Annotated in this window: 16 protein-coding genes; 12 read left to right on the top strand and 4 right to left on the bottom strand. The window is 61.9% G+C overall.

Translation table 11 applies throughout. The annotated features are described in order from the left end of the window. The first annotated feature begins 29 nt into the window (after window positions 1-29). The 9 genes from ACSSVQ_RS10900 (at window position 30) to ACSSVQ_RS10860 (ending at window position 11,816) form a co-directional block, all read left to right on the top strand. Entirely contained in the window at window positions 30-2,621 is a 2,592-nt protein-coding gene (locus ACSSVQ_RS10900; RefSeq protein WP_454183011.1) for a DNA translocase FtsK, read from the top strand. 143 nt (window positions 2,622-2,764) lie between these two features. Further along, window positions 2,765-3,502 carry a LolA family protein gene (locus tag ACSSVQ_RS10895; protein WP_454183009.1) on the top strand — a complete coding sequence of 246 codons (738 nt, stop codon included), beginning with the start codon at window positions 2,765-2,767 and terminating at the stop codon, window positions 3,500-3,502. A gap of 191 nt (window positions 3,503-3,693) precedes the next feature. Next, window positions 3,694-4,605 (top strand): gamma-glutamyl-gamma-aminobutyrate hydrolase family protein, encoded by a 912-nt coding sequence (locus tag ACSSVQ_RS10890; RefSeq protein WP_454183007.1) that lies wholly within the window; start codon window positions 3,694-3,696, stop codon window positions 4,603-4,605. Continuing rightward, on the top strand, window positions 4,547-5,923 hold the full coding sequence (locus tag ACSSVQ_RS10885) for a glutamine synthetase family protein (protein ID WP_293324181.1): 1,377 nt from the start codon (window positions 4,547-4,549) through the stop codon (window positions 5,921-5,923). Before ACSSVQ_RS10890 ends, ACSSVQ_RS10885 begins: the two co-directional genes overlap by 59 nt. A 236-nt stretch (window positions 5,924-6,159) precedes the next feature. Continuing rightward, a complete protein-coding gene (locus tag ACSSVQ_RS10880; protein WP_454183005.1) occupies window positions 6,160-7,539 on the top strand; it encodes an aspartate aminotransferase family protein in 1,380 nt (459 codons plus the stop codon). A 149-nt stretch (window positions 7,540-7,688) separates the two neighbouring features. Then, on the top strand, window positions 7,689-8,942 hold the full coding sequence (locus ACSSVQ_RS10875; protein WP_293324187.1) for a glycosyltransferase family 39 protein: 1,254 nt from the start codon (window positions 7,689-7,691) through the stop codon (window positions 8,940-8,942). 367 nt (window positions 8,943-9,309) lie between these two features. Next, window positions 9,310-10,047, top strand: coding sequence for a hypothetical protein (locus tag ACSSVQ_RS10870; RefSeq protein WP_454183003.1), 738 nt, complete (start codon window positions 9,310-9,312; stop codon window positions 10,045-10,047). Between the two features lie 36 nt (window positions 10,048-10,083). Then, on the top strand, window positions 10,084-10,890 hold the full coding sequence (locus ACSSVQ_RS10865) for an exodeoxyribonuclease III (protein ID WP_454183001.1): 807 nt from the start codon (window positions 10,084-10,086) through the stop codon (window positions 10,888-10,890). Window positions 10,891-11,192: 302 nt separating this feature from the next. Next, window positions 11,193-11,816, top strand: coding sequence for a TetR/AcrR family transcriptional regulator (locus ACSSVQ_RS10860; protein ID WP_293324194.1), 624 nt, complete (start codon window positions 11,193-11,195; stop codon window positions 11,814-11,816). Here the strand turns inward: ACSSVQ_RS10860 and ACSSVQ_RS10855 are convergent. Together ACSSVQ_RS10855 and ACSSVQ_RS10850 are read right to left on the bottom strand one after the other, a co-directional pair. Beyond that, a complete protein-coding gene (locus ACSSVQ_RS10855) occupies window positions 11,807-12,319 on the bottom strand; it encodes a PaaI family thioesterase (RefSeq protein WP_454182999.1) in 513 nt (170 codons plus the stop codon). The genes ACSSVQ_RS10860 and ACSSVQ_RS10855 overlap by 10 nt on opposite strands. Further along, the gene (locus ACSSVQ_RS10850; protein WP_454182997.1) at window positions 12,306-12,833 is read right to left on the bottom strand and encodes a cyclic nucleotide-binding domain-containing protein; all 528 of its coding nucleotides are present in this window, start codon (window positions 12,831-12,833) and stop codon (window positions 12,306-12,308) included. The genes ACSSVQ_RS10855 and ACSSVQ_RS10850 overlap by 14 nt, the downstream gene beginning before the upstream one ends. Before the next feature lie 149 nt (window positions 12,834-12,982). Between ACSSVQ_RS10850 and ACSSVQ_RS10845 the strand changes: the two genes are divergently transcribed. After that, the gene (locus tag ACSSVQ_RS10845; RefSeq protein ID WP_454182995.1) at window positions 12,983-13,456 is read left to right on the top strand and encodes an acyl-CoA thioesterase; all 474 of its coding nucleotides are present in this window, start codon (window positions 12,983-12,985) and stop codon (window positions 13,454-13,456) included. Between the two features lie 112 nt (window positions 13,457-13,568). Then, window positions 13,569-13,733 carry a hypothetical protein gene (locus ACSSVQ_RS10840; protein ID WP_454182993.1) on the top strand — a complete coding sequence of 55 codons (165 nt, stop codon included), beginning with the start codon at window positions 13,569-13,571 and terminating at the stop codon, window positions 13,731-13,733. A gap of 14 nt (window positions 13,734-13,747) precedes the next feature. On the opposite strand, the gene ACSSVQ_RS10835 is transcribed toward ACSSVQ_RS10840, so the two are convergent. Together ACSSVQ_RS10835 and ACSSVQ_RS10830 are read right to left on the bottom strand one after the other, a co-directional pair. Further along, on the bottom strand, window positions 13,748-14,434 hold the full coding sequence (locus ACSSVQ_RS10835; protein WP_293324207.1) for a response regulator transcription factor: 687 nt from the start codon (window positions 14,432-14,434) through the stop codon (window positions 13,748-13,750). Between the two features lie 13 nt (window positions 14,435-14,447). Then, window positions 14,448-16,247, bottom strand: a complete 1,800-nt coding sequence (locus ACSSVQ_RS10830; protein WP_454182991.1) for a tetratricopeptide repeat-containing sulfotransferase family protein — start codon at window positions 16,245-16,247, stop codon at window positions 14,448-14,450. 378 nt (window positions 16,248-16,625) lie between these two features. Here ACSSVQ_RS10830 and ACSSVQ_RS10825 point away from each other — a divergent pair, with 378 nt between their 5' ends. Continuing rightward, on the top strand, window positions 16,626-17,456 hold the full coding sequence (locus ACSSVQ_RS10825; RefSeq protein WP_454182989.1) for a hypothetical protein: 831 nt from the start codon (window positions 16,626-16,628) through the stop codon (window positions 17,454-17,456). The last annotated feature ends 28 nt before the right edge of the window (window positions 17,457-17,484 follow it).

Raw genomic sequence — 17,484 nt, 5'->3', positions numbered from 1 at the left:
CCCGCAACAGGACGAACGGAACAGGTTTGGTGAGACGTTTCCTTGCGAACCCGCTGAGCTACCTGCCGCCCGCGATCCGCGATTTTTGCGCGAAGCGGCTGCAGGAACTGGCCGGCCTCACCCTCGCCGGACTGGGGCTTTTCGGCCTTGTGGCGCTGGCAAGCTTCTCCATCGACGATCCGAGCTTCAACAACGCAACCTCCAATCTGCCGGGCAACTGGATGGGATTGCCGGGTGCCTACGCATCCGACGTGCTGCTGCAGACGCTGGGCCTGGGCGCGCTTTTCTTCCTGATCCCGCTCATCGCCTGGGGCTGGCGGCTTCTATCGCATCGCGCACCCGGCCATCCGGTTTTCCGCGTCGCGGCTTGGCTGGGCGGCACGCTCACCGCCGCCTGCTTCTTCGGCACCATGCCGCGTCTTTTCGACTGGCAGCTCCAGTCGGGGCTGGGCGGATTTCTCGGCGACATCTTCGCCGCTCTGGGCCTGAGCCTTTTCGTCAATCTCATCGGCGAAGCCAGCGCCTTCGTGCTGACCGCCATCATTATGGGCCCTGTGGCTGTGCTGGCGCTCGGCTACGCAATCGACATGCGGCGCGAGGATGTCGCAGCCCTGTTCAGCCGGCTGGCCGATGCGCGGTCGGAACGCGCGCAAACCCGCCGCGAAGAGCCCGCCGGATACCGCGCCGGCGCCGTCAGCCGTCCCCGCCGCCGCGTGGTGCAAGCGGATGACGAGGACGAGGGGGAGGAGGACGGCGAGAACATCTTCGACCGGCCCGACCTCGAACCCGGCCGTCTGCGCATGGCGATCTGGACCCTGTCGGACAGCGTCACCGATTTCACCGACCGGCTGCTGCGCCGGGGCGATTTTGCGCCTCTGAGCGAAGAGGAACGCGAGGCTGCGCGCAGCAATACGGGCTTCGGCCGCCGCGACGCCGACGACGAAGAGGAAGAAACGCCGCCGCGCCGCAAGAAAGCATCCGCACGCCGCGAACGCGCCGCGAACGCTCAAAGGGTAGAGCCGACCGTTTCAAGGACCGCCCCCAAGGTGAGCCGCACGGCACAGAAGAGAAAGACATCCAAGCGCGCCGCAGCCGAAGCGCAGCCCTCGCTCGCACTCGATCCGGATAGCCCCTATCAGCTGCCAGCGCTTTCGCTTCTGACCCCGCCGAAAACGGGCGGCGGCGCAAAAATGAGCGACGAAGCGCTGGAACAGAATGCGCGCCTGCTCGAATCCGTGCTCGACGATTTCGGTATCAAGGGCGAGATCATCAATGTGCGTCCCGGCCCCGTCGTCACGCTTTACGAACTGGAACCCGCGCCGGGCATCAAATCCTCCCGCGTCATCGCGCTCGCCGACGACATTGCACGCTCCATGAGCGCCGTCTCCGCTCGCGTCGCCGTCGTCTCGGGCCGCAACGCCATCGGCATCGAGCTGCCCAACGCCAAGCGCGAAATGGTCTATCTGCGTGAGCTGCTCGAAACGCAGGAATATGAGAGCCACAATTCCAGGCTGGGCCTCGCACTCGGCAAGAATATCGGCGGCGAAGCGGTCATCTCCGACCTGTCGCGCATGCCGCATCTGCTGATCGCGGGCACCACCGGCTCCGGCAAGTCGGTGGGCATCAACACCATGATCCTGTCGCTCCTCTACAAGCTGCCGCCGGACCGCTGCAAACTCATCATGGTCGATCCCAAGATGCTGGAACTCAGCGTCTATGACGGCATTCCCCATCTTCTGGCCCCGGTGGTGACCGATCCCAAAAAGGCGGTGGTCGCGCTCAAATGGGTGGTGAAGGAGATGGAGGACCGCTACCGGAAAATGTCAAAGGTCGGCGTCCGCAACATCGAGGGCTACAACAATCGCGTGAGCGAGGCCGCCGCCAAGGGCGAGGTGCTGGTGCGCACCGTCCAGACCGGCTTCGACAAGGAAACCGGCGAGGCGATCTACGAGGAAGAGGAAATGGACCTCCAGCCCATGCCCTTCATCGTCGTCATCGTCGATGAAATGGCCGACCTGATGATGGTCGCGGGCAAGGAGATCGAGGCTGCCGTCCAGCGTCTGGCGCAGATGGCGCGCGCCGCCGGCATCCACATGATCACTGCCACCCAGCGCCCGTCGGTCGACGTCATCACCGGCACCATCAAGGCGAACTTCCCGACCCGCATCTCCTTCCAGGTGACTTCCAAGATCGACAGCCGCACCATTCTCGGCGAGCAGGGCGCCGAACAGCTTCTCGGTCAGGGCGACATGCTCTACATGGCCGGCGGCGGCCGCATTCGCCGCGTTCACGGCCCCTTCGTCTCCGACGAGGAGGTGGAGAAGGTGGTGAACTTCCTGAAGAGGCAGGGCGTGCCGGAATATCTCGATGCCATCACCGCCGAACCCGAAGGCGACGGTGACGGCCTGTCGCTCGAGGGCGGCGGCTCGGGCGACGAGCTGTACGACAAGGCCGTGGCAATCGTCGCACGCGACAAGCGCGCCTCGACCTCCTACATTCAGCGGCGTCTGCAGATCGGCTATAACCGCGCGGCCCGACTGATCGAAATGATGGAGGAACAAGGCGTGGTCAGCCCGCCCAATCATCAGGGCAAACGCGAAGTTCTGGTCGGCGACCACTGATAAAACAAATATTTCCCGAGCCGGTTTACCTCACCTTTATCCTAGGGGTTCCATCATAAATTCCCGGGAAAGCCGCCGGATCGCCCATAGAACGCCCAATGGATAGCCAGATTTTGCCACAAACCATTGCTAGCTTTGATCCCATGTCGAAGCAGCATCACATCCCAGGTGAAAACAACCGCGCCCGTCAGGGCTGGTTTTATGCTGCCGCCGTGATCGGGCTCGGCATACTGACTTTTGCCGTTCTGAGCGCAGGCACGGCCTCCGCCAATGCCGAAACGCGGGCCGACGCGCCGCGCGAGGAGACCGCCGCCGCGACAGGCAAACTGAGCCCCGCCGATATCGCCGCCGTGAAGGAGGTCGATGCCTACCTAAACGGCATGAAGCGCCTTCAGGGTGACTTTCTCCAGATCGGGGCGGACGGCTCCATGGCACAGGGCAAATTCTTTATCCGTCGCCCCGGACGCGCCCGCTTCGAATATGATCCGCCTGCAAACCAGCTCGTGGTGGCCGACGGCTTCTGGGTCGCGGTGAAGGAGGGCGATGCACCCGCCCAGCGCATTCCACTGAGTTCTCTGCCTTTCGCACCCATTCTCGACGAGAAAGTCGATCTCCTGGCCCAGACCAACGTGCTCGACGTCGAAAAGGCGCCGGGCGTGCTGCGTATCAAGTTGACCGGCAAGGATGACGGACTGCCCGGCACGGTGACGCTGGTTTTCGACCAGCCGAACCTTCAGCTTCGCCAATGGGTGGTGACGGATGCGCAAGGTCTCCAGACCACGGTGGCGCTGCGCAATGTCCGCGCCGGGGTGGAAGCCGACAATGCGCTCTTCGTCCTGCGCGACGACCAGCGTCCCTCCATCGGCGGCTCCAAGAACTGACAACCGTCCAGACTCGGCTGTCATCCCGGCTATAGCCCCCGAAATCGTCTAATATCCTCGACACCTCCGGTCCGGCGCGTCGTGAGCCTGCTTGACCGGCCCTTGCTCCGCCGTGGTAACCTGATCGTCTCATGAGCCAGAATTCATCCGTATCGAGACCGGCCCGAAAGCGTCCCGCCAAAAAACGTCCAGTGGTTGGCATACCCTGCGACGTGAAGATGCTCGGGCCCCATCCGTTCCACGCCGTCGGCGAGAAGTACATCGCCGCCGTGGACAGCGCCGCCGATTGTCAGCCCGTGCTGCTGCCCTTGCCGCGCGCGCCGCTGAATGAGGACGTGGATCTCGACGAAATTTTCGCCCTGTGCGACGGCATCTTCCTGCCCGGATCGCACTCCAACGTGCATCCCTCGCATTATGATGGCCCCGATCCGCGCGAAGGCGTGCTGCTGGACCCGCAACGCGATGCGCTGACGCTCTCGCTCATCCGCGCCTGCGTGGACAGGGCGGTACCGCTTTTCGTGGTCTGCCGGGGTTTCCAGGAACTCAACGTCGCCTATGGCGGCACGCTCTTCCAGCATCTGGAAGAAAGCGAGGCCGAAAAGGGCTATGCGACACGCTTCGACCATCGCGAGGACAAGAACGCATCGCTCGACGAGCAATATGCCGCCGCGCACAAGGTGATGCTGGAAACGGGCGGCACCTTCGAGCGCATTCTCGGCACGACCGAAATCGACGTGAACTCGCTGCACGGCCAGGGCGTGAACCGCGTGGGCGAAGGCCTTCTCGTCGAAGGCCGCGCGCCCGACGGCACGGTGGAGGCCATGCGTGTCGCCGGCGCAAAAACATTCGCCATGGGCGTGCAGTGGCACCCGGAATGGCACTATTGGGACAATCCCGTATCGCAGGCGCTGTTCGGCGCCTTTGGCGATGCGGTGCGCGAGGCTGCGGGCATGGCGCCCGAGCCTCCCCGGACCGGAATTTCCGGGCCCGACGAAAATCACGGCAGTCATCCGGGGGACGCCGCAAAGGAAAATCAGGTGTCGTATGGCGGCCAGCAACAACAGCAAGCCGGAAACACGCGAAGAACTGATCAAGTGGCTTAAAGACCACCGGATCACGGAAGTCGAATGCATGGTGTCGGATATGGCCGGCATCGCCCGGGGCAAGATCCTCCCGACCCGCAAATTCGTCGCCAGCCTCGAAGACCGCACGCTTCGTCTGCCGGAATCGATTTTCGGCCAGACCGTGACCGGCGACTATATCGACAGCGACGTGCTGGACGATCTGGAACCCGACATCACGCTCGATCCGGACGCAAAGACCGTGCGCGTCGTACCCTGGTATGACGAGCCCACTGCGCAGATCATTTGCGATGCGAACTACAAGGATCAGTCACCGGTACTCATCGCGCCGCGCAATGTGCTGAAAGGCATCCTCGATCTTTACGAGGAACGCGGCTGGAAACCGGTCTGCGCGCCTGAGGTGGAATTCTTCCTCGCCGCCAAGAATATCGATCCGGACTATCCGCTGGAGCCGCCCATCGGCGCCAATGGCCGTCAGGAAAGCGCACGACAGTCCTACGGCATCGACGCGGTGAACGAGTTCGATCCGATCTTCGAAGACATGTACGATTTCTGCGAGGCGCAGGATCTCGACATCGACACGCTGATTCACGAATCCGGCGCGGCTCAGGTCGAAATCAATTTCGATCATGGCGACCCGCTGGAAATCGCCGACCAGGCATTCCTCTTCAAACGCACCATGCGCCAGGCGGCGCTGCGCCACGGCATCTATGCGACCTTCATGGCCAAGCCCTATGAAGGCGAGCCGGGCAGCGCCATGCACATCCACACCTCGATCGTGGATGCGGAAAAGGGCGACAACCTGTTTGCCAGCAAGCAGGGGAGGGACACCAAACTCTTCCTCTCCTTCATTGCGGGCTTGCAGAAATTCCTGCCCGCCGCCATGCCGCTCATCGCGCCCAACGTGAATTCCTATCGCCGCATCGTGAAAGACCTCGCCGCCCCCATCAACACGCATTGGGGCCATGAGAACCGCACGGTCGGCCTGCGCATTCCGGATGCGAAGCGCTCGGGCCGCCGCGTCGAGAACCGCGTACCCGGCGCCGACGCCAATCCCTATCTCGCCATCGCGGTGACGCTGGCCTGCGGCTATCTCGGCATGGTGAACGAGCTGACGCCGACCCGCGAGATGAAGGGCAATGCATATGAGTCGAAGCGTTATGCGCTGCCGCGCCATTTGCTCGACGCGCTCGACCATTTGCGGACGGCAACCGAGTTGCGCGAAGTCCTCGGTCAGCGCTTTTCGCAAGTTTACATGGATGTGAAGAACACCGAGCATGAAGCCTATCAGCAGGTCATCTCCGCCTGGGAGCGCGAGCATCTGCTGCTGAATGTGTGAGGCATTCCGGGGCGAAGGACGGGACTCGCACCCTTGAGGCGCTTCGGATAACATCATGCGCATGCAGCGTTTCATTACTCAGATCGGCAGCCGGACCGGCTTCATGCGCAAGCGCGACCTGCTGATCCTGTGCGCCCGCATCGGCTACAACCCATAGGCCCGCTCCGGCGCGCGGGGACACGCTCGCGCGTTCTTTTCCGCTGATTTCTTATTCTCTTCGGACCCGGAGCAATCTCATGTCTCAAGCAGCCCCCTCCAACCAGACCAAGCGCTGGCAGGAAATCGACGCCCGTCACCACCTGCATCCCTTCACCACCCATGCGGACCTGGCGCAGACCGGCGCCCGCGTCATCACCCGCGCCGAAGGCGTCTATCTCTACGACTCTGAAGGCAAGCGCCTGATTGACGGCATGGCCGGTCTGTGGTGCGTGCAGGCGGGCTATGGCCGCGAGGAACTGGCCGAAGCCGGCTACAAGGCTCTGAAAGAGCTGCCGTATTACAACGTCTTCTTCCAGACCACGACGCCCTATGTGGCCGAGCTTTCCGAAAAGCTCGCCGAGGTCACGCCCAAGGGCATCGACCGTTTCTTCTTCGCCAATTCCGGTTCGGAAGGAAACGACAGCGCCGTGAAGGCGATCCGCTATTTCTGGAACCTCGAAGGCAAGCCCAACAAGAAGATCTTCATCGCCCGCAAAAAGGCCTATCACGGCGTCACGCTTGCCGCGGCCTCGCTCTCGGGCCTCACCTCCATGCATCCGCAGGCCGACCTGCCGCTGCCGGGCTTCGTCCATGTCGAATGCCCTGACTGGTACGCCGAGGGCGGCGACATGACGCCGGAGGAATACGGCCTCAAGACCGCAAAGAGCCTTGAAGACAAGATCCTCGAACTCGGCGCGGAAAATGTCGCGGCCTTCGTCGCCGAACCCATTCAAGGCGCGGGCGGCCTCATCATTCCGCCCAAGGGCTATTGGGAAGAGATTCAGCGCATCTGCCGCAAATACGACATCCTGCTGCATGTGGACGAGGTGATCTGCGGCTTCGGACGCACCGGTCAGTGGTTCGGCTCCGACACCTTCGGTATCGAGCCCGACATGATCAACATGGCCAAGGGGCTGTCGTCCGGCTACCAGCCCATCGCGGCGCTGGGCTTCGGCGAGCGCGTCGGCAACACGCTCTTCAACTCGCCGCAGGAATGGTCCCACGGTTTCACCTATTCGGGCCACCCGGTCTGCGCGGCGGTGGCGCTCGCCAATCTCGAGCTCATCCAGCGCGAAAAGCTGGTGGAGAAGGCGGGCGGCGAAACCGGCGCCTATTTCCAGAAGAAGCTCGCCGAGCTGGCCGACCATCCGCTGGTGGGCGAGACGCGCGGCGTCGGCATGCTGGGCGCCATCGAGCTGGTGAAGGACAGGGCGACCCGCACCAAATTCCCCGATGACGCCAATGTCGGCGGCCAGTGCCGCAATCATTGCTTCAGGGAAGGTCTCATCATGCGCGCCATCGGCGACACCATGGTGCTAAGCCCGCCGCTGGTCATCTCGAAAGGCGAAATCGACGAACTCTTCGAGCTCGCCCGCCGCTGCATCGACCTGACGGCGAAGGATCTCGGCGTCCTCTAAGGCCCAAAAAGCCTCAAAAAACCCCGGCGGACCTTTCTGTCCGCCGGGGAAAACATTCCGAAACCTTTACATCGCATTCTCGTGCCCATGACCGGGCTGCCCGCCCGCTATTGAGGCCGGGCGGCAAAACCGCGAACGGGGTGACGCGAATGACCGAAATTTCCGCTCAGGGTGCCGCCTCGATGCGGTTCCGGGAGAAGTTTCTCCTCGTTGTCGCCGCGCTTCTGGCGCTGCTGCTCGCCATGGCCATCGGCCGCCAGATGCTGGTGGAGACCGGCTATACCAACAGCTATGCGGCACTTGCGGACGCCTTCCTTCATGGCCGGCTCGATGTCGACAAATGTTTCGACGGCGACTGTGCAAGCTTCAACGGCAAGAACTATGTCGTCTTTCCGCCCGTGCCTGCTCTGGTCACCATGCCTTTCGTCGCGGTATTCGGGCCCGGCTTCAGCCATTTCATGATCATCGGCCTCGCAGCGACGCTTGCCTCGCTCTGGCTCTGGTGGCGCATTCTCGAAACGATGGAAGTTCGGCGGGAAACCGCTGTCTGGCTGCTCCTGGCGCTCGCCTTCGCAAGCCCGCTCTTCTACGTCACGCTCCGCACGGACAAGGTCTGGTTTTTCGCCCAGAGCATCAACTTCCTGCTGGTCTCGGCGGCATTGCACGAAGTCATGCGAGGGATGAGCCTCGTGCGCGCGGGCCTGTTCATCGGCGCCGCCTTTCTCTGTCGGCAGATGTCGATACTGCTTGTGCCATTCCTTTTCGCCCTGTCATTGAAACCGGAGGAACAGCTTATTTCCTTCGGCAAGGCGCACATCGTGCGAGCCTTGAAACTGGGCCTGCCCGTCGCCGCTGCGGTCGCCGTCTACCTCACCTATAACTGGGTCCGCTTCGGCGATCCGATGGAGACCGGCTATATCTACATCGCCTCGCCCGATGCAGAGACCTGGTCCCTGATCAATCATCGGCTGACGCATATCGGGCTCTTCTCGAAGGATTATTTCCTTTTCAATGCCCTCTATCTCTTCGTGCAGGGGTTCCATGTGCAATGGGGCGGGCCGGATCTTCTCGACATGGTCGGCCTCGATCCGATGGGCACCTCGATTATCGCAGCAAGCCCCTTCGTTCTGCTGGCCTTCTTCGCGCCGGCCAGAAGGCCCGTCATCATCGGCGCGCTCTGCGCCCTGCTGATCGCCGGGGTCACGCTCTTCTATCACGGCAACGGCTACTCCCAGTACAACACCCAGCGTTTCACGCTGGACTGGATGCCGGTCATGATGTTCGCCTTGGCACTTGCCGTGAAAGAGCCGATCCGGCCTGTTTTCGGGCTGCTGGCGACCTATGCGATCGCACTCAATGTGGCGGCCGTCGCCATATTGGCGATTTCGCCGTCCGGGTCGTAAAGTCCGGATCGTGATGCGCCAAATACCCGAGTTTTTCACTGGGTGTGACGCCCTGTCACAGGCCTTTCAGGAAATCCTGGGGTTTTCGTTGTGGCACACAAATTCGTAAGTCGTTGGTTATTAACAATAATTCATGTACCGGCCTTTTTAACTCGAAATTACCGATTACCCATAAATCCCCATTGAAACGCTCAGGCTTGAAGCCTAAATAATCTCTACAAGGCCGGGACACTAAAGTTCGCGTCTGGCAAAGCCCCCCGATGCCTCACGCGAAAGTCCTGACCAAGGCGTCGGAATCCCCTCCCGGCGCCCCCGCGCAAGAAGACGCGCGGTAGCGCCCCGTCTCCCCCCGGCGGGGCGCTACTTTATGCGCCGCGCCGTCCTCGTTTCGATTGCAAGGCGCACCTTTTATGCCGCTACCGGTTCCAGCCGCTTTCCGCTTCCCGCCTCGATCTGTATAAGCGAGGCCATGTCTGACGACTTCTATTCCAACGACAATGAGCCGCCGGGCCAGACCTTCACCATTTCGGATGCCGAACTGGAAGCGCTGGAAGCCGAACTGCCGATCCTGGCGGGCCTTCGGCGCTTTGCCGAAGAAGCCGTGAACCTGCCCTGGTTCACCGATCTCGGACGGCCGCTGGACAAGGAAACGCGGGCGCTTGCGCGTTCCTATCTTGACGGGCTCGGCTTTCCCGATGCCGAGGTTGCGCGTATCCGGAACTGGGAGGAGGCGGCCGACGCGGCCATGACCTTCGACATCGAACCGCTTCAGTGGGAAGCGGAGGAAAGCCTGCGGGCAGCGCTCGCGGCGGAAGCCGTCGACCGCGTCAGCGAACAGGGCCTCTCCATCGCCATGACACATGTGAGCGCACTTCTGGGTCAGCGCATGCGCCAGGCAGTCGGCGACGCCGCCCATTTCTGGGATATCGGCGACGAGGGACTGTTGAACGCCGCCGCGGGCGCCGCGCTCCAGTCCGCGCATAATGCCGCGCTCGCTCTCATCGCGGAGGAGGATCACGACCACCCCTTCCGACGTAAATTCACGCTTTTTGCGCGCGGCCGCTGGCCCATCGGCATTGCCGGGCTTACGCTCAATCTCTTCTGAAACGCCCATCCATTTCGAAAACGGAGCCTGTCGCCCGTGGAGTTCAAACTCGTAACCTGGAATATCAATTCCGTCCGTCTACGGATCAATCACGTCGAAAAACTGCTGGCCGAACATGCGCCCGACGTGCTGTGCCTGCAGGAGATCAAGTGCACCGACGACAACTTCCCCTACAAGGCGCTTAAAAAGGCGGGCTATGAGCACATGGCCGTTTGCGGCCAGAAGGGCTATCACGGCGTCGCCACGGTGAGCCGCATTCCCTTCACCGCGACAAGCTCCCGCGAGTTCTGCGAAATGGGCGACAGCCGCCATGTGTCGGTCGATCTGGACGTGCCGGGCGGCTTGCGGATCCACAATTACTATGTGCCCGCCGGCGGCGACGAGCCGGACCCGGAAAAGAACGAGAAATTCGCGCACAAGCTCAACTTCATGGGTGAGATGCGGGACTGGTACAAAGGCCATCGCAACAAGTCGAAGGCGCGCATGGTGCTGGTGGGCGACCTCAACGTCGCACCGCTCGAGCACGATGTCTGGGGCCACAAGCAGCTTCTGAAAGTCGTCAGCCACACGCCCGTCGAGGTCGATCTGCTGAACGAGGTTATGGCGTCCCACAACTGGGTCGACGTCATGCGCCAGTTCGTGCCGGAGCATGAAAAGCTTTATTCTTGGTGGAGCTATCGCGCCAAGGATTGGGAAGCGTCCAACCGCGGCCGCCGCCTCGACCACATCTGGGTCACACCGGCTCTCGCCGACGCACCGACATCCATGCAGGTTCTGAAAGAAGCGAGAGGATGGGAGCGGGCCTCCGATCATGCGCCAGTAATCGCGACGCTGCGGCTCTAGGCTGTGGGGCAGCCCTTATTATAGGGGGATGCCGTCTCGGTGCCCGCTCCTGGGGTTCCTCACGTCCAGCCGGTTTTTGACGCCAAATAGGGGGAAAGCGCCACCCGGTTCTTATTAGGGTGAGGCCCCTAAAGTAGGGTATTCGCCCTAGACGTGCAAGCCCGGATTTTGGCCGGTTTCCGCTAATGACAAGTTTGTGAATTAGCGCCGAAACTGGCACAAATGAGGGAAGCTCGGGCCCGGCCGCGCGCGGCGTGATCCGCACCGGACACAGGGCGGATAACAAAAGCAAGAAAATCCCCATGGCACCCAAGACCAAGGACAGAATTGTTTCCAGCAGCCTCAAGCTCTTCAACGAGCTGGGCTATGACGCGGTCACCACCGCGCGGATCGCAGAGGAGGTGGGCATCTCGGAGGGCAATCTCTGGTACCACTTCCGCACCAAGCGCGACCTCGTGCGTGCGCACCAGCTTGCGCTCTTCGCCCAGATCGACAAGCGCAACGCGATCGACAGCTCGCCCGAAACCGTCCTGGAGGACTATGCGCGCTATAATCGCGTAATGTTCGAGGAGGTCTGGGCCTATCAGTATCTCTATCGCGACCAGGCCGAATATGGGCGCGCGTCGCCGGATCTCGAAAGCCGCATCTCAAGCATCTACGACATGACCACCCGGGCGGTGATCGTCTTTCTGCATGACATGATCGAGGCGGGACATCTCACCCTGCCGGAAGACGAGCTGGTGCCGCTCGCCGACAATGTCTGGATGGTGGTGCGGTACTGGCCAAGCTTCCTGCGCGAAACGCGCAATATTCTCAAGCTCGACAAGGCAGCGCTCAACGCGGGCATCCGCCACCATTTCGCACTGTTCGAAACGCATCTGAGCCAGCAGGCGCGGGACTTCTTCGAAAAAAACGGCTACGCCTGAGTGGCTTTTTCCGTCTCGCCCGCCTTCTTTTCCTTCCGCTTCAGCGTCACGAATGTTGCCGTGGAACTCGCGGTCGCCAGCAGCGTTCCGTCCGGCGCGTAAAGCTCGCCTTCCACAAAACCGACCGACTTGCCTTTCTTGATGACCCGCCCCCGGCCATAGATGCAGCCCGGCCGCGCGGCATTGAGCATGGAGACCTTGAGCTCCAGCGTCGGGCTGATCTGACCCCATTCCAGATCGAGACCGACAGCCAGGCTCATCACATCATCCAGCATCGCCGCGACCATGCCGCCCTGAATGCCGCCCCAGAGATTGCAAAGCTGCTCGCCGGCCTCGAACAGCACGTCGACGGTCAGCGCCTCCCGGCTCACATCGATGATGTGGAGCCCCAGATACTCGCTCGCGGGCGCCCGGCGCTTATAGAGTGCCTGAATATTCGGTGGCCAGTCGGCCTTGGGCTCTCCTGCCGGTTCACCCCATTTCGGCGCATCAGTCTTCGTCATCGGAACCGCACCCCTCCCCTTGTTCTTTTGCCGCCGCCCGCGAGGCGCGGGTGACCGGTTTTGCCGAACCGAGCCGCGCCTTCAGGCGCCATAGATCGTCCTGCAACTCGTCCAGCCGATCGGTCATATGCGCCGTGACAAGCTGCCCCATCTCTGGAAATTCCGAAATGAGCCTGTGAAACGTGTCGCGCCGCAGCCGGACCGCTTGAAGGGCGGTCACCGCGCGGGTCGTCGCTTCCCAGGATCTGGGCTCGATCAGGGCCGTTTCGCCGATGAGGTCTCCGCTGTCAAGCCTGAGCGCCCGGCGTTCGCCCCGTTCCTCGAGAAACATTACCGCTTCGCCCTCCAGCACCAGAAGCGCGCCGTCGGCGGGCGTTCCCGCCTCGCAAACGGTCGCGCCCGGCGCAAAGGAGAGCGCTTCGGCGGAAAAGGCGATCACTTCCAGTCTCACCCTGTCGAAACGGGAAAACAGGGCGTGACGCCGCAGCTTGCTGACGATGGTCTCCAGGCTCATGGGGGGAGCATAAAGCGTCGCGGCGGAATGTGGATACCGGTTTTCGGCAGAGGCTCACGAGAGGACAAGAGCCGTCCTGTTTGCGCTCCGGCAGGGGCCCGGCTAAGAAAGCGGGAACGATTTCAGCTCGACAGCACGGACCCGGTACAGTGCCAGAAAACAAGAACGATACGATCCGATGGGACTGGCCTCAGCCCTACATCCATGAGGTGGAGGTCCAGCCCCAGCACATCGACGATTTTCAGCATACGAATAATGTCGTCTACCTCACCTGGATGGCCAAGACCGCCTGGGAACACTCCAAGGCACTGGGGCTCGACTTCGAGGCCTATGCGTCTGTCAATCGCGGCATGGTGGTCCGCCGTCATGAACTCGAATATCTGGGCGCGAGCCATGAGGGCGACCGGATATGGGTCGCAACATGGATTACGGGAAACGATGGCAAAATTCGTCTCCGCCGCCGCTTTCAGATGGTCCATGCGGAAACCGGCAAGACGCTGCTGCGCGGCCTTACCGACTTCGTCTGCATCAACATCGAAACGGGCAGGCCCACCAGAATGCCGGAAAATTATGTCGCCACCTATGCGCTGACGGTGGACGAGGCCTCGCGCGAAACCTTCTGACCGCCCTTCTCCACCGCCCCATGCGGCGAATTGCCATCTGCACATTGGAAGCAGAAAAAGTCATTTACTCGGAAACACCCGATCAACTGGTTTTCCGAAAGGCCCACGAGTAATGGACCGTCCCGATTCCCTGACCCTTTTTTGCGTCAATCTTCTGCTGGCACTATTGATTGCCGTCTATTTCTTCGGCGCAAGCGCACTGCTCGTCTTTGCGCTTATCGCCACGCCCATCGCACTTGGCATCATCATCACGCTGTCACTGACCGTTTCGGCCTGACCTGACAAAGGCCCTCACGGCATCAGCCGGTAACCGCCGGTCTCGGTCACGAGAATTTCCGCATTGGACGGATCCTTCTCGATTTTCTGGCGCAAACGATAAATATGCGTTTCGAGCGTGTGGGTCGTAACGCCCGAATTATACCCCCACACTTCGGCCAGCAGCGTGTCGCGTCCGACCGTCTTCGCGCCCGCGCGATAGAGAAACTTCAGGATCGCGGTCTCCTTCTCCGTGAGCCGGACCTTCTTCTCGTTCTCGTCCAGCAGCATCTTGGCGCTGGGCCGGAAGCTGTAGGGGCCGATCGTGAAGACCGCGTCTTCGCTTTGCTCATGGCTGCGCAGATGCGCCCGGATACGCGCCAGTAACACGCCGAAGCGGAACGGCTTGGTCACATAGTCGTTAGCCCCGGCATCGAGCCCCAGGATCGTATCGGAATCGGTATCGGCGCCGGTCAGCATGATGATCGGTACATTGATGCCCGCGCGCCGCATCAGGCGGCACAGCTCGCGGCCGTCCATATCGGGCAGGCCGACATCAAGCAGCACGAGATCGAAATGCCCGTCCTTGGCGAGCGCCAGCCCCGCCGCGGCCGCCGCTGCTTCGGCGCAGGAAAACTCTTGATAGAGTTCCATCTGTTCCATCAGCGATCCACGCAGCACATCGTCGTCATCGACGATCAGTATTTTCTTTGTCGCGCTCATCTTCATCCGTGTGTCAGAGGGAATAGCCGAACCGCTCGATATGCGGTTGGAGGATTGGCATGACCGGCTCCATATATTTCTCGTAGCGCCTCCAACGCTCGGCGGCCCGGTTGTAGATAGGCTCCGTCACTTGGGCATAAGAGGGGGTACGGATACTTCCCCGCTGGCGCGCATGCGCTGCCGGATCGGAGACGGCCTCATGCCATCCGAGCCCGAGGAAATCGAGCGCCGGCTCCACCTCGCCGCGAAGATCCGTGATCAGATTTTCATAGCGTACTTCCTGAACCTGAAGAGGCAGGATCTCGCGATAGCGGGCCCACAGCCCCATCACCTTGTCATAGAGCCGCGCCGCTTTTTCCAGCGTGACGAAATTCAGCATGGAAGCGTTGGGCACGAAATCCTGCATGAAACAGGACAGGACACAGCTTGCGGGATGGCGCAGTGCGAAGATGAATTTGGCGTCCGGAAACACCCGATGGATGAGCCCCGCATGCACCATGTCGAGCGGCATCTTGTCCACCACCACATGCCGCGTGAAATCCACGCCGTACTTTTCCGCTTCTTCGTAATAGAGCTTTGAAAGCCTGTCGCGGTCCTGTTCGCGCAAATCAGCGAGCGATCCCGGATAGCCTGCTTTCTTCGAGCGAAGATTCTCGACCAGCGCCACAAGCGTAGGTCGTTCTTCCAGCGCCTGCACCTCGGGATGCGCATCGAAAATCTGATCGAGCAGCGTCGTGCCCGAACGCGGAAAACCGACGAGAAAAACCGGCGCGGCGCGATGACCCGTTCTCACGCCAGAACCCGTGATCGACTGCCATCCCGCAACGAAATCGGGAACGAAACTTTCATGCAGCTCATAGACCTGACGGACATAATCCTCTGGATCGATTCCGACCGTTTTGCCGAATTGTGCACTCTCCCGGTTCTGCTTCTCAAACCAGCCGACAGCGGCATCCGCATCGCCCAACTCGTCACAGGTCAGCCCCAGTTCCGCATAGAGGGCTCTGCGATTCTCCGGCTCGAACTTGTCCAGATCCGCCGCTTCCAGCCGCGTCCGGATATCGAGAAGCTTGTCCCCATCCTTGCGGAACTTGCGCCGCGATGCTTTGGCCCAACTCTTCAATGCCGTCGCATTCGGCTTACCGTTTGCCAGGGCACGTTCGGTCCACTCGATGGCAAGATCGAGCTCCGAGAGCCTTTCATGCACCATGCCGATGAACGCAGAGAGTTCCGCCGGTGCAGGGTCGATCCGTTCCAGCGCGGCGTGACAGAATTCCAGCGCCTTGCGAAAGCGTCCGGCATCCACTGAAGACTGCGCCGCCTGTAGATAAGCGGAAAGACGACCCGGATCGATCTCGATCGCTTTCATGAAATCGGCCAGCGCCGCGTCATGGTCGAAACAGAGCTGATTGAGCGTACCGCGCTCCAGACGCGCGTCCTGGTTACGCGGATCGATTTTCAGCGCCTCGTCATAGGCTTTTTCAGCCAGAGAGTATTTTTTTTGCGCGCGCCGGGCATTGCCGAGATTGATCCAGAGCGAGGCGGGCACGGTCGTCCTCTTTTTCCGCGCCGCATCCACCGCCTGCCGAATGAATTTCTCTCCTTCGGCGGCCTTGCCTGTCTCATAGAGAATAAGCCCAAGGAGATGCAGCGCATCGGGGTAGTTCGGATCGGCCTGCAATATGCTCTGCGCCACTTCCACGGCCTCACGCATGCGGCCTTGACCGTAAAGTGCTGCCGCCTGCCGGATCGCCGCCAGAAGCTGTTGCGGATCGGCTTGCGGCGTCTGCGAGGGTCGCGGTGCAAAGCCCATCGCCCCCCCGGCCGCCCCCGGCAAAGGCACCGTCCCGCCACCGAAGCCGGTAGGGCCGAAGCGGCTGGCACCCCCCTGCCCCGGCCGGCCGACGGGAAGTCCCGGAAGTGATTTGGACGGACGCTTTGCCATGTCTTCGTTACCCTTTTCGCCGTTCGCCCCGCCAATCTGCCACAGCCCGCCACAGGGCCAAAGCACGGAACCCCCGGCCGGGCGGGATAGGCAAGATCGAACGTCAACCCGGCAATTACTGCCCTGCGGACCACACGCACAATTCACAATTGCTTGAATATACGGGAATTTCCCTGCAGTCGGCCAATGGCCCGCCTATTGCGTGGGAAAGGCATAAACACCCTGATCCGCGAGAGCGCAACGCGCATGACCGATTTCTCCGCAGCAGCCGTCAGACCCGGTTTTCAGCCGCAGACGGGTAAACACAATATGGCCTCCCGCGCCTTCGAGGCGTTGCGCGCGCAGCATGGCGCGTCGGACAGCGCACTCATGTCGTCGGCCACGCAGGATCTGGACTTCGGCGACCTCCTCGACATCGCCAATCCGCTGCAGCACATCCCCCTCGTCTCGGAGGTCTATCGATCGCTGACCGGCGACAGCATCTCCGATAGCGCCCAGGTCGTTGGCGATGCGCTTTACGGCGGCCCCCTCGGCCTCGTATCCGGCGTGTTTTCCAACGCCATTCGGACTGCCGAAGGCACCTCGCCAGGCCAGGCGCTCGTCGCGGCGATGGGCGGCGAAACGGAGGCCGCGCAGAAACCGGCACAGGCCGAAGCTCACGCCAAACGACAGGAAATCGCCACCGCCTCCCGCCTCGGTACGCCCTGGCGGGAGGCGTCTGCGGACCCAGCGCCGGCCAAAGCCATCCGTCAGGCCGCCGCTCAGGCGACGCAAGACCGAACGGCCGGCAAAGGCAATCCGCCGATCCCGCAACTGAGCCCGGCGGGTTTCAATGCCATCCTTTCCGCCTTTGGCGACAAAACCGCAACCGCCAGCCTGAACGAGGACACCAGCGTACACACGACGACGAAATCCGAACCCGCAGGGAAAGCCTCGTCGGAACCTGCCGAGGCCCGCCTTGCCGCCGCCGACCCAGCCCCCGTGCCGCCATCGGGTTTCGCCGCGGCCATGGCGAACGGCCTCGACAAATACCGCAGCATGATGGACATCCGGGATCGACAGTCGGCCCCGCAATAGGGATATGGCTTTGCGACGTCCGAGCCCT

This window comes from Parvibaculum sp. MBR-TMA-1.3b-4.2 (genome assembly GCF_053628815.1).
The sequence above is the reverse complement of the archived record's forward strand: the minus strand, read 5'-3'. Positions and strand labels throughout refer to the sequence as shown.

Coding starts and splice junctions, on each gene's coding strand:
- ACSSVQ_RS10875 (WP_293324187.1), top strand. CDS start 7,689: ATGACCGAAATTTCCGCTCAGGGTGCCGCCTCGATGCGGTTCCGGGAG.
- ACSSVQ_RS10840 (WP_454182993.1), top strand. CDS start 13,569: ATGGACCGTCCCGATTCCCTGACCCTTTTTTGCGTCAATCTTCTGCTG.
- ACSSVQ_RS10855 (WP_454182999.1), bottom strand. CDS start 12,319: ATGACGAAGACTGATGCGCCGAAATGGGGTGAACCGGCAGGAGAGCCC.
- ACSSVQ_RS10895 (WP_454183009.1), top strand. CDS start 2,765: ATGTCGAAGCAGCATCACATCCCAGGTGAAAACAACCGCGCCCGTCAG.
- ACSSVQ_RS10860 (WP_293324194.1), top strand. CDS start 11,193: ATGGCACCCAAGACCAAGGACAGAATTGTTTCCAGCAGCCTCAAGCTC.
- ACSSVQ_RS10880 (WP_454183005.1), top strand. CDS start 6,160: ATGTCTCAAGCAGCCCCCTCCAACCAGACCAAGCGCTGGCAGGAAATC.
- ACSSVQ_RS10825 (WP_454182989.1), top strand. CDS start 16,626: ATGACCGATTTCTCCGCAGCAGCCGTCAGACCCGGTTTTCAGCCGCAG.
- ACSSVQ_RS10850 (WP_454182997.1), bottom strand. CDS start 12,833: ATGAGCCTGGAGACCATCGTCAGCAAGCTGCGGCGTCACGCCCTGTTT.
- ACSSVQ_RS10830 (WP_454182991.1), bottom strand. CDS start 16,247: ATGGGCTTTGCACCGCGACCCTCGCAGACGCCGCAAGCCGATCCGCAA.
- ACSSVQ_RS10885 (WP_293324181.1), top strand. CDS start 4,547: ATGGCGGCCAGCAACAACAGCAAGCCGGAAACACGCGAAGAACTGATC.
- ACSSVQ_RS10835 (WP_293324207.1), bottom strand. CDS start 14,434: ATGAGCGCGACAAAGAAAATACTGATCGTCGATGACGACGATGTGCTG.
- ACSSVQ_RS10870 (WP_454183003.1), top strand. CDS start 9,310: ATGCGCCGCGCCGTCCTCGTTTCGATTGCAAGGCGCACCTTTTATGCC.